Here is a 19,146-nt window from a genome sequence, read left to right as displayed (position 1 = left end):
TATGTGCAAAAGTTCTTTTTTATGTTTAGAAAGTCAAGTGATTATTTCATAAAGCACATTGAATAACATATTGATTTTTGGTAAAATTGTATATAAATGGGGTTTCCAGACACTTATACTGGTTATTCCGCAAATGTACATATCAAGAAAGGCAGGGAGTAATTTATGAGAAGAAGTTATGGCAGACGAATGATCGCATTTCTCATGGCATTCATTATGGCATTGTCCGTATTGTTCCAGAGTGATATTGCGGTCGGAGGGATTGCGCAGGTGCTGGCGGCACAGTCACAGAATGTGGCGACGGCCAGTGATGCGGAGAAGCAGAGTGATGTGGGGGATTCTGTTGCCACGCTGGCGGCGGATGATGCTATAGATCTGAATGCGGACGGATATTATTGTTATACAACGGTGACATCCGGTAAGACGTATTCGGGAAAACCATGGACGCTCACTTCGTCAGAGCTGGTGGTAAAGAAGATTGGAGATACGACCAACGACACGAAGCTGTCGTCAGATTATTATACTGTAGAATACAGTAACAATGTTAATGTTGGTACGGCAACAGTTACAGTCAGAGGTAATGCAGACATGAACTGCAGCGGTACTCTTACATGTACCTTTACTATAAAGGCAAAGAGTATAACTTCGACTGCACTTTTCTATATAGATGGAAAAGAGAAAGCGAACCAGCATAAAAATTGCAAAAATAAAATTTACACATATCAGGCTGGTGGTGTATGGCCGCAGATATATGTAAAGACAGCGAATACATCATCAGGATATTTCCTTACAGAAGGAACTGACTATGTTGTCGATTATTATAACAACGACGAGGAGTCAGAGGTAGTGGAGGATCCTCTTGGGGACGGTCCTAGAGTTGTAGTGTCCGCTGCAAAGAACAGCAATTATAAGATCGGTAGCGACGGAGAGTATTACATATACTACGGAATCAGCGCTGCAAACCTCAGTGATCAGGAGATATCACTGGAGGGTGATACATTTGTATATACAGGAAAACCTATAAAGCCGGCTGTTAAGATACTGGACAAGACCAACAACAAGTATCTGCACAGCATAGACGAGTGGGGTACAAATGACTATGAGTACAAGGTTGAGTATACCAACAATACAGATGTTGGAACGGCGACTGTCACAATAACAGGAGCACCTACCAGATTCAAGGGAACTGTCACCAAGACTTTCCAGATCGTGGATCAGGGAACTGAGGTATACAGCATAGCAGACGCTGACGTTACGGTGGATGACGACCTTGTATATGACGGAACTGCCAAGACTCCAAGTCCGGTGGTTAAGTATAAGGGCACGACACTTGTCGAGGGCAAGGATTATAAGGTGTCATACTACACCAACAATACAAATGCATCCACATCCACATCTAAGCCATCACTGACTATATCAGGACTTGGTTCATATGTGGGTTCAAAGACGGTGAACTTCACCATCAAGCCTAGGAGCACGGAAAATCTCTCCGTAACATTTGATGATGCAGTGTTCAACACCGCAAACAACATAACGATACAGGTTTCTCCACAGAATATTTCTGTCAAGGATAAGGAACTTGGAACTACACTTAAGTTATCCCAGGATTTCTCATATGACTTCAGTGAGTATTGGAATGCCAAGGATTACAATGTAGGAACACATAAGTTTAATATAGTAGGTATTGGGAATTACACTGGAACTGTTCCATGTGAGTTCCAGATTGTTGCAGCGGATATATCCAAAGCTGTAATAACTGCCGATGACGCCGAGTACACAGGTTCTGAGGTGACCACAACCCTGTCAAAGGTCACATTCAGCAATACGGATCTTGTGGAGGGCGTTGACTACGAGATATCAGGTTATGAGAACAACGTGGAGATCGGAAATTCAGCCAGAGTCATGATCAAGGGTCTCGGCAATTTCCAGGGAACATGTGTAGGTACATTTGCGATAAAGACATCTAAGATCAGCATGAATGATGTGGAATTTTCTACGATATCATCGATGAAATATACCGGAGCACAGTTGAAGCCGGATGTGACATTGACATACGACGGCAAGACACTTGTGGAGGGAACCGATTACTCTGTTGCTTACGGCGAGAATATCGTGCCGGGAACCAACAATGGTAAGGTTACATTTACAGGTATGGGAGACTATGCGGGTACTGTGTACAAATCATTTAACATACTTGCAAAGTCATTCTCAGATGCCGATGTAAAGCTGACTGTGAATAAGTCCAGTTATGAATATACCGGAGAGAACATAAAGCCGGATATAACAATTACATACAACGGAATGACATTGGTTGAGGGAGTTAACTACACCTTCCCGTTCAGCTACAAGGAGACCGGAACATGGACAGTCATTGCCATGTCAGCATCGGTATATTATTCCGGTTCAAAGTCATTCCAGATCACTATAGTTGCTCCGTCAGGTGATATGGGCAAACTTACATATGAGGATATACCTGACCAGTATTATAACGGCGGCGAGGTGAAGCCGGAGCTTACCATTAAGAATGGCAGTTATGTTCTGAAGGAGGGAACAGACTTCACAGTCACCGACAGAAAGAACAATGACAAGGTAGGAACTTCTACTATTACTATAGAAGGAATGGGCTCATACAGCGGAACTAAGGTTCTTGAGTTCAACATTTTACCTAAGCCTCTTGAGAACTGCGATGTCAAAGATATATCCGACAGCCAGTACACAGGAGAGGCATTAGAGCCGGCAGTCACCATCAAGAATGGCAGTGTTGAGCTGGAGCAGGATGTAGACTATACGGTAGAGTACAGCAATAACACGGATGTGACAGATGAGGCCAAGGTCGTAATAAAGGCTGCAAATGATAATTATACAGGCGAGATCGTCAAGTATTTCAAGATAACACCTGTTTCAATCATTTCATCTTCAAGCGGAATGGGAATAACCCAGGCCGACCAGTCACAGATGTACACAGGTATGGCCATCGAACCGGTGATAAATGTAACCAGATACGTTAATGGTGAAATTATCAAGCTGGAGAGAGACAAGGACTATACTGTTGAGTATGCGAATAATATAGAGGTAACAGGTTCAGGAGAGAAGGCTTCGATCACTGTAACCGGTATAGGAAATTACACAGGACAGAAGGTTATACGTTTCGAGATAGAGAAGAGAGCTGTGTATAACTGTCAGATGGATGCTATAGCGGATCAGTTGTGGACAGGCTCAGCTATAACACCTGAGATCAATATATACAACGGTGAGATCAAGCTTGTTGAGAATGAGGATTACACAGTAGAGTATGCAGACAACACGGATGCCGGAAAAGCGTCAGTGACCATAACAGGCTGTGGTGATCATTACACAGGTCAGATCATCAAATACTTCAATATTACTAAGGAATTTATAGACATAAGCACAAGTGACAAGATCACTTTGACGGGACTTGAGGATCAGTCATACAACTTTGGCATGGCGGTCAGACCAAGCTTTACTCTGAGCTATGACGGCGAGGAGATGACAGCCGGATCAAACGGTGATTATACATATACCTTCAAGGACAACTATGAGGTCGGTACCGCAACACTTGTCATAACAGGTGTGGGCAAGTACAAGGGAACAAAGGAATACACGTTCAAGATCGCCAAGTATGACATATCAGGTGATACACTGATTATATCAGGCGACACATTTGAATATAGCGGTACTGCTATCAAGCCATCACTTGTGGCTGTGAAGGTTGGAACCGTCAACAGAATAACATCATTTGATGATTTCAATGTCACATACGGTGAGAATACAAATGTTGGAAATGGAAGTGTGACCATCACTCCAAAGGCGGACAGCAGCTATACAGGAGAGCTCACACAGAAATTTGTAATATACAAGAAGAGTATTACAGGTGCAACAGTTTCAGCTTCAAGTGTGACATACACAGGTAAGGCACAGACTCCTGCGGTGACAGTTACATGCAAGGACGGAATGGCAGTGCCTTCAGGAAGTTATAGCGTTGAGTATGCCAACAATATCAATGTTGGTACAGCTAAGATCACGGTAACAGCTCTGGAGGATGGCAATTTCGATGGAACCGCTACAGGAAGCTTCGAGATAAAGGCTATAGATATTGCCGGAGCCGATGTGGCTGATATAGCTGACCAGACATACACAGGCTCAGCGATAACACCGGATATAACAGTCAGCTACGATGGCACCGAGCTTGTTGAGGGTGAGGACTATGTTGTATCTTCATATGATAATAATGAGAATGTCAGCACGGCTTCAGCTAAGGCGTCGATAACCATAACTGGTAAGGGCGTATACAGCGGAACAAAGAAGATCGAGTTCAATATTGTTCCTGCATCAGTCAGCAAGGCAGTTGTAACAGGCGTTGAGGACAGTGTGGTATACACTGGCGCAGATATAACATTTGCAGGACTGGCAGTTACAGTGTCGGGCAGAAAGCTCACTGCTGCTGACTACACAGTGAAATATACAAATAACAGAAATGCTTCCACAACTGACAGCAAGGCAGAGATACTTATCACAGGTAAGGGCAATTACACCGGTGAGAAGATAGTTCAGTTCGTGATCGAGCAGAAGGATATAGCAGATTGCACAGTTCAGCCGATCAGCGCACAGATCTATACAGGAAAGGCTGTTGAGCCTGAAGTGACTGTCACTGACGGTGCAAACACTCTTGTAAAGGGAACGGATTATACCGTTGCATACAGCAACAATATCAATGTCACAACAACCGAGTCAAAGGCTGTTGCTGATATAAGTGGAACAGGCAACTATAAGGGATCTGTGAAGGCAACATTTGATATTGCCAAGAAGATCGTCAAGATAACAGATGCGGATGTTGCTGATATAGCAGATCAGACATACCACATGGGAGATAAGATAGAGCCGGCTGCAACAGTCACAGTGGATGGCGTGAAGCTTGACGCTGACTGCTATACGGTAACTTATACAAACAATGTGAATGTCGGAACTGCGACAATGACAGTTACAGGTATCACTGTACAGGGATATTCAGGAACTGTCGAGAAGACATTCAAGATACTTCCATTGTCTATTGCAAAGGCAGTGGCATCTAAGACTTATTCAGCGGTGTACACACCGGCTGGAACGACATTTACAGTGGAGAGCTTTGACATCACAGTTGATGGCAAGAAGTACACTGTGACGGACATGTCAGATTTCACTGTAACACAGAAGAACCTGATAAATGTTGGAACAGGAACAATAACAGTTACTGCAAAGGCTGACTGTAATTTTACAGGAAGCTTTGATATCGCAGTGACAATAACTGCAGCGAAGATAGAGGAGAGCTGGGCAAGCCTTGAGCAGACAGAGTTCAGCTATACCGGATCTGAGATAACTCCTGAGCCGGTTGTCAGAAGTGGAAATGTCATTCTCAAGAAGGATGTCGACTATACACTCAGCTACGACAGCAATGTGGAGTGTTCCGATAAGGCAAGCGTGATGGTGACAGGTACAGGTAACTATACAGGAGAGGTAAAGCTTCTCTTTACTATCGGTGCGAAGTCGCTCACGGGAGCAAAGGTAAGTGCTCAGGCACAGAGCTATACAGGTAAGCCGCTCACCACGAAGATCTCAGTCGTACTTGGAGACGAGAAACTTGTGGAGGGCCAGGATTATACAGTAGAGTATGTAGAAGGCGAAGTTACAAATGCAGGAACCGGTAAATTCAAGATCAAAGGTAAGGGCAACTATACCGGAGAGCTTGACGGCACATTTGTCATAAATGCGAGAAGTATAAATGCTGAGGGCATTATGGTTGCAGGTGTGGCAGATAAGACATACACCGGATTTGAGATAACACAGGATATAACAGTTAAGGATGGAGATGCGGTTCTCACAGAGGGAACAGATTACACTGTCGACTATGAGAATAACGTCAATGCATCGACCACAGATTCAAAGGCTGCAGTTATAGTCAGAGGTAAGGGTAACTATGACAGCAGTACAACAAGACGTGTAGAATTTACAATTGGACAGAAGGATATAACAGATGCAGAGATGGACGGCGTGGAGAGTTCAGTCGTATACACAGGAAAGGCTATTACATTTGATCAGGCTGTGCTCACTGTGGACGGTGTTAAGCTTGTAAATGGTGTGGACTACGAGACTGAATATGTCAACAATCTGAATGTATCTACTGCCAGCAGCAAGGCGAATATCATCTTCAGTGCAAAGGGTAATTATACAGGAAAAGCAAGCTGGACATTCACTATCACAGCAAAGAGCATAGAGGATTGTACAGTCAGCGATATTCCGGGACAGACCCACACAGGAAAGGCACTTACACCTGACATAACAGTCAAGGATGGCAGCAGAACTCTTGTGAAGGGCACGGATTATGATGTCGTATACAGCGACAATATTGAGGTGTCAACAGCAGACAAGCCGGCAAAGGCGGTTGTCACAGGAAAGGGCAACTACACCGGATCTGTACAGAAGACATTTATGATAGCAGAGAGAGTTATAGATATAACACCTGCGGTCATCTCTATAACAGACAAGGGACCATTTGTATATAACTATGGCAAGCAGATCACACCGGTTATATCAGTTACACTGGATGGAGAGGTGCTTCCAGAGGATGCGTATACAGTAAGCTATCAGAGCAATGTGAATGCCGGAAAGGCATACATAATCGTGACAGGAGCCGGAGAGTATCATGGAGTCATAGATACATCATTTACTATCGAACAGCTCGATGTGACAGGAGGAGTCCTTGAGCTTGAGAAGGATGCTTACGGATATACCGGAAGCGAGATCAAGCCTGTAGTGACAGGAATCACTCTGGCTGGCGGCAGCATAGAGCCTGGCACAGATTTTGACGTGACATACAGCAACAATATAAATGTAGGCAGTGGAGAGATAGCTCTCACAGCCAGAAGCAGTTCAAACTATAAGGGAACAGTTACAGGCAAGTTTGCGATCACTGCGGCAGACATCACAGATGCCCAGCTCACGGTTGCCGATCAGACATACACAGGTGCTGCACTCAAGCCGGCAGTGACAGTATATCTGGGACAGACAAAGCTTATAGAGGGAACAGATTACACAGTGGGATATGCTGACAATACCGATGCCGGAACAGCAACGGTTACTGTAAAGGGTATGGGCAACTATGCCGGAACAGTTAAGACGACCTTCAAGATCGCAGCAAGATCCATAAGTGCAGCAAAGATAACTGTTGCAGATCAGGTGTATACTGGAGCTCCGCTTACACCGGAGATAACAGTTATATTAGGTGGAAAGCAGATCGCAGACACCGAGTATGATGTTGACTATAGTGGAAATACCGATAAGGGTACAGCCACAGTGACGATAACAGGTAAGCACAATTACACAGGAACAGCATCAGAGACATTCACCATATCCGCAATGGATATAAGCAAGTGCGTGGTCTCACCTATAGCGTCTGTTGTATACGACGGAACAGCCCACAGTCCAAAGGTTACAGTCAAGAACGGAGAGATAGTTCTGACAGAGGACAGTGATTATGACGTCACATACAGCGACAATGTAAGTGTTACAACAGACTCAAGAAAGGCAAAGGCAACTATCACAGGCCGTGGAAATTATACAGGTCAGTGTGTGGCTGAGTTTGAGATAACAAAGGCAGACTTTGCAGATGCAGTCATAACAGGAATACCTGAGAGTGTAGAGTATACCGGTGAGAGCATAGTCCTCACAGGATATGAGCTCACACTTGGAGATACAAAACTTGTAGAGAATCAGGATTACGTTGTTGAGTACACTGATAATAAGGAGATCGGAACAGCGACTGTCAGATTCATCGGAGCAGGCAATTACAGCGGTGAGAAGACTGCAGCCTTCAAGATAACAAAGGCAGATATAGCAAACTGCGAAATCAGCCCGATCCAGGGACAGACATGGACAGGTAAGGCCATAGAGCCGGTGCTCACCATAAAGAATGGCAGCGTCACCCTGAAGGCCGGAACAGACTATGAAGTTACATACAGCAACAATATAGACGAGACGGATGAGGCGAAGGCAGAGATCACCGGTATTGGCAACTATACAGGAACTGCTGTAGTCTACTTCTCGATAACAAGAAGCGTTGTGGATATAAACGGCGCTACAGTGTCGGCTATACCGACGCAGACATATGCATTTGGCAAGGCTGTAACTCCTTCAGTCACTGTTATGTATAACGGAATTACACTGAAAGAGAATACAGATTACACCTTAACATATGAGAACAATATAAATGCTGGAACAGCATATGTGATCATAACCGGAACAAAGTATTACTCCAAGACAAAGAGAGTAAGCTTCGCCATCAACCCTGCGGACATATCAGCAGGCCGTGTGGTTATAGATCAGGAAAGCTTTGTGTACACAGGAAAGAGCCAGAAGCCTGAGGTTACAGGCATAGAGTTTGGAGATGTGATGATAACTGATATGGACAGCTTTGACATAAGCTTTGGCAGCAATGTCAATGTAGGAACAGCGTCCATCAGCGTATCAGCAAAGAGCAACACCAACTACAAGGGCAGCGTGACAGGTGAGTTTGCCATAACAGAGGCAGATCTGTCAGGCGCAGCAGTTGAGGTAGACGATGCGGTATATCAGGGAACACCTCTTACCCCGGCTGTCAGGGTAACACTTGGTACAGTGGTTCTGACAGAGGGCAGGGATTACACTCTGAGCTACAGCAGTAACACAAACGTAGGCAAGGGTACTGTAAAGATTACAGGAAGTGGCAATTATAAGGGCACCGTCAGTGCAGAGTTTGCTATAACAGAGAGAACGATCACTGATGCCGATGTGGAAGTCGCAGATCAGATCTACACAGGTAAGGAGCTCACTCCTGATGTGGAAGTAACACTTGGAGACAAGCTTCTGACAAATGGTGTGGATTACACAGTTACCTATGAGAAGAATGTCAATGTCGGCACGGCAAACGTTATAGTAAAGGGAACCGGCAATTATAAAGACACTATCACAAAGACCTTTAGAATAGCTGCAGCAGACATTTCAAGTGCAGTTGCGTATAAGATCAGTGATCAGACATATACCGGAAGTCCTATCACCCCGGCAGTGACAGTAAGCATGGCTGATGGAACAACACTGAAAGCCGGTGTTGACTATGAGGCTGAATACACAGGAAACACAGATGTTACGACAAAGGATGCACCTGCACAGGTGGTTATCACAGGAAAGGGCAACTATGTAGGAACCCTCAGAACAACATTTGCGATAGTACCTAAGTCACTTACAGGAGTCGCCATCAGCGGATACAGTGAGTCTGTGGCTTACACAGGTGCTGATGTGACATTTGCAGATATTATAGTTGCCGATGGAAGCGAGATCCTCACAGAGGGAATTGATTACAGGATCACATACACAGGCAACAAGGCAGTCACAACAGAGGATGGTACATACTTTACAGTAACAGGTACAGGCAATTACACCGGAAGCAAGGATGTACACTTTGTGATTACGGCAAAGGATCTCAGGGAATGTGATGTCGAGGAGATTGAAAGCCAGATATACACAGGAAAGGCCATAGAGCCGGAAGTAACGATAAGAAATGGTAATGTTCTTCTTGTGAGCGACGTTGACTATGATGTCACATATGAGTCGAATATAAATGAGACTACAGAGACAACAAAGGCTAAGGCTATAATCACAGGAAAGGGCAACTACACAGGAAAGGTAACGAAGGAATTCGTTATAGGAAGAGTATTTACAGATATATCAAAGGCTGAGATAGAGGCTATTCCGGATCAGACATATACATTTGGACAGGCCATAACCCCTGAAGTCAAGGTAAGCTTTGGAGGAAAGGCACTCACACTTAACACCGACTATACAGTGACTTATACCGATAATATTGATGCGGGAACTGCAACTGTAAAGATCATAGGTACAGGTGATTACAACAAGTCAGTTACAAAGACATTTGTCATAAAGCCGGCAGATATATCAAAGGCGTCAGTAGTTCTCAGGGGAACATCATTCACCTACACAGGTGAGGCGATTACACCTGCAGTGACAAGACTTGGCGTTCCTAATGGTGGTGTGACTGAGAGTATCACAGATCTCTCTTCATTCGCTGTGGAATACAGTGACAATACAGATGCCGGAACGGCAAAGGTTACTGTAAGTGCAGGAAAGGATACGAACTACACCGGAACTGCATCAACCACATTTACTATCACAAGAAAGAGTATAAGCGGTGCGGTCGTGAGCGTGGCAGATGCTGAGTACACCGGATCAGAGGTTATACCGGATGTAAAGGTAACTCTGGGAGATAAGGTGCTGACAGCAGGCGTGGATTACACGGTATCGGCTGAAAACAATGTAGAGGCAGGAGAGGACGCTCTGTTAAAGATCACCGGATGCGGTAATTATGAGGGCGTACTGAGCCAGACATTTGAGATCAGTGCAAAGAGCATAGACGGCGGAAAGTGCAGCATACCGGCTCAGGTATATATAGGATCTGCGCTGACACCTGATGTAGTTCTTGAGGTTGGAGGCAAGACTCTGACCAAGGGTGAGGACTACACAGTTACATACGCAGACAACATAGATGTCACAACGGCTGAGAAGAAGGCATCAGCGATCATCAAGGCCATGGGCAACTACACAGGAAAGCTCACAGTTTACTTTGACATCACGGCAAAGACTCTTACAGCAGCCGATGTTGACAGCATTGATGCTCAGGAATACACCGGCGAGGCGATAGAGCCAGTGGTGGTCGTAAGAAACGGAGACACAGTTCTTGTTGCGGGAAGAGATTACGATGTAACATACAGCAACAATACAGACAAGACTACAGAGGCGAGAGCAGTAGTCAAAGGTAAGGGTAACTATCAGGGAACCGTTACAAAGCTGTTTGAGATATGCGGAGCAAGCATAGCACCGGCGGTTGTGACAGGAATACCTGAGAGCGCAGAATATACAGGTGACAGCATAACCTTTAAGGACATAACAGTTGTGATGAATGGAAAGACACTTGTATATGGAACAGATTACACAGTAAGTTATGAGAACAATGTCAATGCAACCACTGAGGACAGCATGGCATACGTTATCATAAAGGGTAACGACAACTACGGTGGACAGATAAGAACAGCCTTCAGCATAACCCCAAGAAGTCTTGAGAAGTGCAAGGTCGATGCCATCGGAGGACAGACATATACAGGCAGGGAGATCACCCCTGAGGTTACAGTAAGAGATGGATCAAAGGTACTCGAAAATGGAAGAGACTACACGGTATCTTACAGTGATAATATCGAGGTGGGCAAGAATGCCAAGGCAGTTATAGAAGGTAAGGGCAACTACACCGGACAGCTTACAGCAGAGTTCACCATCGCAAAGGAAGTGCTCGACATTTCAAATGCGGTGATAAGTGATATCGCAGATCAGTATTACAACTTCGGTGAGGAGCTCACACCTGCACTCAGTGTAAATCTTGGAGGAAGAAAGCTTACAGAGAATGTTGATTACAGCGTAACCTACACTGATAACATTGAGGCCGGTACGGCTACAGCTACAGTGAAGGGAATCGACCAGAATAAGGGCGAGGTAAGTAAGACATTCAAGATCCTTCCTATAGATATAACAACTGCAGAGATCGCACTTGTGAAGGATTCATATGGTTTCACAGGAGATGCGGTAACAGCAGATGTAGAATCGATAACAGTCACAAGAAATGGAGTTAAGAAGGTACTCACAGATCTCGCAGGATTTGAGATCACATGTACAGACAATGTAAATGTCGGTACGGCTACAGTTAAGATCGCCGCAGGCGAAGGCCAGAGCTATACAGGAAGCACAAGCACATCCTTCAAGATCGTTGCAGCTTCAATAGAGCAGGCAGAGGTCAGCGTTGACAGTGCAGTATATACGGGAAGCGCGATCACTCCTGTATGCAGAGTAGTTCTCGGAGGAAAGACTCTTGCAGAGGGCGTTGACTACAAGGTAACAGTTTCAGGCAATGTGAATGTTACTGACAATGCACTGGTTACTATAGAGGGAACCGGAAATTACACTGGAAAGCTCTCACAGAAGTTCAGCATAACTCCTAAGAGGATATCACAGGCTGAGGTAAAGGCCGATGATGCTGAATACACAGGAAGCGCAGTTACGACAACAGTCAGTGTAGTCCTTGATGGAAAGACTCTTGTTCAGGGAACTGACTATAAGCTCAGCTACAGCGACAATGTGAATGTCACATCTGACACAGCAAAGGCTGTTGTGACAGTGACAGGAACAGGCAACTACACAGGAACAGTCCAGGGAGAGTTCTCTATAACTCCTATGGATATATCAAAGCTTGACATACCGGAGATACCAGATCAGACATACGGCGGTCAGGCAGTAAAACCTGAACTGAGAATTGTAAATGGCAACAATGTTCTCTCAGAGGGCACTGATTACACAGTGGCATACGAGAACAACGATTCGGTTACAGACAAGGCCAGCGCTATTATCTCAGGTAGAGGAAGCTACAAGGGATCAGTGACCAGAACATTTGCTATAAAGGCATACAGCATAGACAATGCAGAGATAAGTGGAATCCAGGATGCGGTAGTATTTACAGGAGATGCCATTGAATTTGCAGATATAGCAGTTGTAGTAAACGGCAGGACACTTGTGAACGGAACGGACTACACAGTAAGCTACGAGAACAACCTGAACGTTACAGATGAGAAGAATCCTGCATATGTGATCATAAAGGGCACAGGAAACTACGGCGGACAGGTTAGAACAGCATTTGCCATAACAGCTAAGAATATCGGCAGATGCAGCATTGATCCGATTGGCGGACAGATATACACAGGTAAGGCGGTTGAGCCTGAGATCACAGTCAGAGATGGCGCAAGGATACTGGAGACCGGAAAGGATTATGACATTACTTACAGCAACAACACAGATGTGACAGACAGTGCTGAGGTCACCATAACAGGTAAGGGCAACTACAGAGGCAGCAACAGTGCGGTATTCACCATCACACAGGAGGTTGTGGATATATCAAAGGCTGTAATGAGCAAGGTCGATGACCAGTATTACAACTTTGGAAATGCCATAAGACCAGAGGTTACACTTACATATGGCGGCAAGACATTGACACAGGATGTGGACTACGAGCTTGTATACATCGACAATATCAATGAAGGTACGGCGACGATACAGGCAAATGGTATCAACAAGAACACAGGCTCGGTGAGCACAACATTTGCCATAAAGCCAGTAGATATAACAACTGCTGAGGTTGTACTTGAGAATGACTCATTTGAGTACACGGGATCAGAGATCAGACCTGCAGTTAAGATGATAACAGTAAGCAGGGATGGCAAGGCGACGGCAGTGACATCTATGACAGCATTTGATGTGACATACACGGACAATACAAATGTCGGAATTGCTGGTGCGGTTATAAAGGCAGCACAGGGAAGCGGATTTACAGGATCTGTGACAAAGAAGTTTGAGATCACAGAGGTGGATATCGCACAGGCTGTAGTTGATGTGGAAGACCATGTGTACACAGGAAGTGCAGTAAAGCCTGCATATACAGTGACACTTGATGGCAAGAAACTCACTGCGGGAACAGATTTCAATGTGGTGTTCAGCAACAATGTAAATGTTGGAACAGCAGCCATCCTCACAGTGACCGGTACAGGAAACTACAAGGGAACAGTTGTCGCATACTTTGCGATAACTGCAAAGGATCTGAGCAAGGCAGATGTGAATGTCCAGTCATCAGTTTACACTGGAAAGCCACTTACACCGGCTGTGACAGTAACTCTCGATGATGAGATATTAAATGCAGACATTGATTATGTTGTTTCTTACAGCAACAATGTGAACGCTACGACAGCAAAGTCAAAGGCGACTGTGACCGTCAAGGGAACAGGAAACTATAAGGGCACTGTGACTGCTACATTCGACATTGAGCCAAAGGCGATCAATGAGGCGAAGATCAATGATATACTGGATCAGATGTACAGCGGCAGTGAGATCAGACCGGATGCAAAGGTGACACTCGATGGAGTACAGCTTGTTGCAGGAACGGACTACACTGTGACATATGAGAACAACATAGAGGTTTCAGATTCAGCCAAGCTTATCGTAACCGGTAAGGGCAATTACAAGGGAACTGTAGAGAAGAACTTCAGTATAAAGAGTCTCACTCTTGAGGACGCAGAGGTATCAGGTATACCAGCCGGCACAGAATACACAGGAAAGGCCATAACATTTGGCGAGATCGTTGTGACACTGGTCGGAAAGAAACTGTCCGAGGATGAGGATTACACAGTAGAGTATAAGAACAATGTAAACGTGACAGACAGTGCGGAGGTTGTGATAACAGGTATCGGCAATTACAGCGGAGAGCTGAGCAGAACATTCAAGATCACAGCTAAGGACATAAGCAAGTGTAGAGTCGATGCGATTGGCGGACAGGTACACACAGGAAAGGCTGTAACACCTGAGGTCACAGTGAGAGACGGAACACAGGTTCTCGTGTCTGGAACAGATTACAAGACAGAGTACAGCAACAACATAAATGAGACAACGGCCAGCTCGAAGGCTGAGATCAAGATCACAGGATCTGGTAACTACACAGGAAGCATAACAGTGAACTTCACGATATCTAAGAATCTTGTGGATATATCCAAGGCTGTGATAAGCAAGATCAGTGATCAGCTTTACAACTTCGGCCAGCCGCTCACACCGGATGTGACAGTTACATTTGGTGGAAAGACACTTGTATACGGCGAGGATTACGCACTCGTATATGTGGACAACATCGATGAGGGTGTGGCAACCGTAACAGTTAGAGGTATCAATTCAAATACCGGATCTTTATCGGCTAAGTTTAACATCAATCCGGTCGATATAAGTGATGGACAGATAGCTCTTGATGCATCCGAGTATATGTATACAGGAACAGCAGTAAAACCGGTGATCAATTCATTTACAGTGAAGAGAGCTGGAAAGACAGTGACAGTTACTGATTTTGACAACCTTGAGATCAGCTACTCGTCAAATACAAATGTTGGAACAGGTAAGGTTACTATAAAGGCACTTGAGGGTGAAGGCTTCACAGGAAGTGTCAGCAAGACATTTGCAATAGTAGGTGCTTCAGTCGACAATGCTTCAGTAAAGGTTGGAAACGGAGTTTATACGGGTGAAGCTGTAACTCCGGATCACACAGTTACACTCGGAGGCAGGACACTTGTTGAGGGACGCGACTACAGAGCAGACTACAGCAACAATGTGAACGTGACAGACAGTGCAGTGCTCACCATCACAGGTATGGGTAACTACAGTGGAAGCACCACAGCAAGATTTAAGATAAGTGCCAGAAATCTTGCAGATGCAGACATTACGGTGGCATCGGCAAGATACACAGGAGATCCACTTACACCTGCAGTTACAGTTTCACTTGGCGGAACAGCTCTTGTGGAGGACAGAGACTTTACAGTTTCATACAGTGACAATGTGAATGTCACAACAGACACAGATAAGGCAGGCGTTACCATCACAGGTATAGGCAACTACACTGGAACGGCGGTTGAGAAATTCGATATCGCAGCTAGAGACATATCTCTTGCAGAGATAAAGGACATCGACAGACAGAATTATACCGGTAATGCGGTTACACCAAAGCTCACTGTTGTTGACGGACAGAGAGAGCTTGTGGCAGGCAGGGATTACACCGTAAGCTACAAGAACAATGTCGAGGTGACAACGGCAGCAGTTGCGGTGATAACAGGAAAGGGCAATTATTCAGGAACTGCCAGCAAGCTGTTTGCTATTGGCGGTGCAGATATTGCAGATGCAGATATAACAGGTATAAAAGACAGCGTAACCTACACAGGAAAGGCAATAACATTTGCCGGACTTAAGGTAACATACGGCGACGATGTACTTGTGGCAGGAAGAGACTACACTGTATCATACAGTGGAAATAAGAACGTGACGGACAAGGCAAGTGTTACCATCACAGGTATTGGCAACTACACAGGAAGTGTTAACAGATACTTTGCTATAACAAGAAGAAATCTTGCAGACTGTCATGTGAGCGAGATCGAGGGTCAGATTTACACAGGCAAGAAGATAGAGCCGGAGCTCACAATTACATATGGAGATCTGGTGCTTGTAGAGGGTGTTGACTACGAGATCGAGTACAGCAATAATATTGAGCCTACAGCAGGCGGACAGTCGGCAAAGGCAACAGTAACAGGTAAGAGAAGCTACACAGGAACTGTGGAGAGAGAATTTACCATTACAAAGGATCCTGTAAATATAAGCGGAGCCAAGATCAGTGCAATACCTGATCAGGAGTTTGCAAAGAAGAATATCACACCTGCGGTAAATGTTACATACGGTGGCAAGACGCTTGTACAGGGAACTGATTACAAGGTTTCATACATCAATAACTATAATGTTGGAACTGCCACAGTGACGATCACAGGATATGGAGACTACGTAAGTTCTAAGACGGCAACTTTCGAGATCGTCAAGAGAGACGTAACAGGTTATGTAGCAGAGCTTTCAAAGAGCAGCATGACATACACCGGAAAGGCACTCACTCCATCAGTTACAGCTATTAACAGCAGTGACGGAGCATTTGTGCTTGACGATGAAGATATCGCGGGCTTCATAGTGAGATATGCTTCAAATGTAAACGTTGGAACAGCAACGGTTACAGCTACAGCAGGAAGCCGGTCTAATTACACAGGAAGTGTGACAGCAACATTTGCCATAACAGCGGCATCAATCGATAATGCAGTAGTTGTGGCAGAGGATACGGAATACACAGGAAAGCCGGTAACTCCAGCCGTTACAGTGACAGTCAACGGTGTTGTGTTATCAGCAGCGGATTACACAGTGGCTTACAGTAACAACACTGAGGTCGGAACCGCAGAGGTAAGCATAACAGGAAAGGGCAACTACACCGGAGAGACAACAGGTACATTTGAGATAACAGCAAGAAGTATCAAGAACTGTACAGTTGAGTGCAGCACATCGATCGAGTACACAGGAAACCAGCTCATACCTGTTGTAAAGGTAAAGAATGGTGATGTGGAGCTGACAGAGGGAATTGACTACATACTCAGCTTCGATATGAACACAGATGTGACAGGACGCGCAAAGGTGGTTGTGACCGGTAAGGGCAACTACAAGGATTCAGTGACAAGATACTTTGCAATTACAAAGAAGAGTATCGCTGGAGCTGAGATCAAGGGTATTACAGGAAAGGTATTCACAGGTAATGCAATAACACAGGATATTGAAGTTGAACTGGATGGACAGAAGCTCAGCCAGGGAACGGACTATACTGTGAAGTACGAGAACAATGTTCATGTAGGAACAGCAGTCATAACAATAACAGGTGCAGGCAACTACACAGATTCTGTAAAGAAGAGCTTTGTGATAAGCAAGGCAGATATAAGCAACACGGCTGTTATAAACGGAATTGAGTCCGAGGTTATATACAAGGGCACAGCATTTAAGTTTGATAATGTCACGATAACATGGGGAACAAATGTGCTGAAGGAAGGCAGAGATTACACGATCACATACCAGAACAACAGCGGAATCACCATGACGAGAACAAGTAAGGCTTCAGTCACTGTGAAGTTCATGGGCGACTACAAGGGAAGCGTTACAAAGCAGTTCAGGATCAAGGCATTTGACATATCAAAGGCAACCGTATCAGCGATAGCAGACAAGACCTACACAGGATCAGCGATCAAGCCGGCGGTTACAGTTAAGATCGGCAGTACAGTGATAAATCCAAAGGAGTACACGGTTGAGTACAGCAACAACGTGAAGCCGGGTGTTGCAAGTGTTACGATCACAGGACTTAACAACTTCTACGGAACAAAGAAGGTTACATTCAACATCCTTCCTGCAAAGGTGAAGAACCTTGCGGCAAGCGGTGAGACAACAACATCACTGAAGCTATCATGGAGCAGCAGTGCATATGCCCAGGGATATGAGGTGTACAGATATGATACAGGTAAGAAGACATATGTGAAGGTTGCAACAGTGAAGGGCACAAGCAGCAATATCACAGGTCTGGCAGCGGGAACTGATTACAAGTTCGCGGTATCAGCATATGTGAAGTCGTCAGGCAAGACACTGTATAGCGAGAAGACAGTCATAAATGCAGCAACAAAGCCAGCTAAGGTTTCAGGTATTTCATTCAGCAGCAGGGCAGAGAAGTCGATAGCGCTCAAGTGGAATACAGTTAAGGGAGCTACAGGCTACAAGGTATACAGACTTGTAGCAAAGGACAATTACAAATATCTTGGTTCGACATCAAAGACAGCTTATAATGTAAACGGTCTGACTGGAAGTACAGCTTACACATTCAAGGTAGTTGCATACAAGAAGGTCGGCAGCAAGGAGCTCGTTGGTGAGGATGCTACAGCAAGGATCATGACAACGCCATCGGCAGTCAAGAATCTTAAGATCAGTGCCAGAAGCAATGCATCGATAACGATGAAATGGAGCAAGGTAAACAACGCTGATGGATACATAGTTTACAGATACCGCGGCAACAGAGCAGTCAAGATCAAGACCATCACAAGCAAGTCAAAGGTCGTATTTGTAAGCTCAAAGCTCAGTGCCGGAACAACGTATAAGTACAGAGTTGTGGCATACAAGAAGGATGGAAAGGCGATCGTAGAGAATGCCGGAACATATGTATCAGGATTTACACTTCCTGCAACACCTGTTGTATCAGCGAAGGCCGGAGTCAAGCAGGCGAAAATTGCATGGAAGAGAGCCAAGGGAGCAACAGGTTACATCGTATACATGTCAACATCAAAGAGAGGCACTTATAAGGCTGTTGCAACCATAAGAAAGGCCAGTACGACTTCGTACACCAAGAAGGGCCTGAAGAAAGGCAAGACATATTACTTCAAGGTGCGTGCATTTAACAAGTCAGGTAAGACAACATATAAGAGTTCATACTCAACAGTAAAGAAGATCGTTGTCAAATAGTGACTGACAGTTAGATAAGGGAAAGCCGGAAATAAAACTATAAAAAGCATCCAACCGGGTGAGCCTGGAAACAGGCTTATCTGGTGGATGCTTTTTTGTTATCTATGAGGCGGAGGAATCTGT

At 45.0% G+C, this 19,146-nt stretch carries 1 protein-coding gene; it reads left to right on the top strand.

Going from position 1 to position 19,146, the window contains the following annotated elements:
- The first annotated feature begins 165 nt into the window (after positions 1-165).
- Entirely contained in the window at positions 166-19,023 is an 18,858-nt protein-coding gene (locus GT575_RS09460) for a fibronectin type III domain-containing protein (RefSeq protein ID WP_161171909.1), read from the top strand.
- Positions 19,024-19,146: the final 123 nt, after the last annotated feature.

It is taken from the genome of Coprococcus sp. BIOML-A2 (assembly GCF_009875795.1).
Classification (GTDB): Bacteria; Bacillota; Clostridia; order Lachnospirales; family Lachnospiraceae; genus Coprococcus; species Coprococcus aceti.
The sequence above is the reverse complement of the archived record's forward strand: the minus strand, read 5'-3'. Positions and strand labels throughout refer to the sequence as shown.

Coding starts and splice junctions, on each gene's coding strand:
- GT575_RS09460 (WP_161171909.1), top strand. CDS start 166: ATGAGAAGAAGTTATGGCAGACGAATGATCGCATTTCTCATGGCATTC.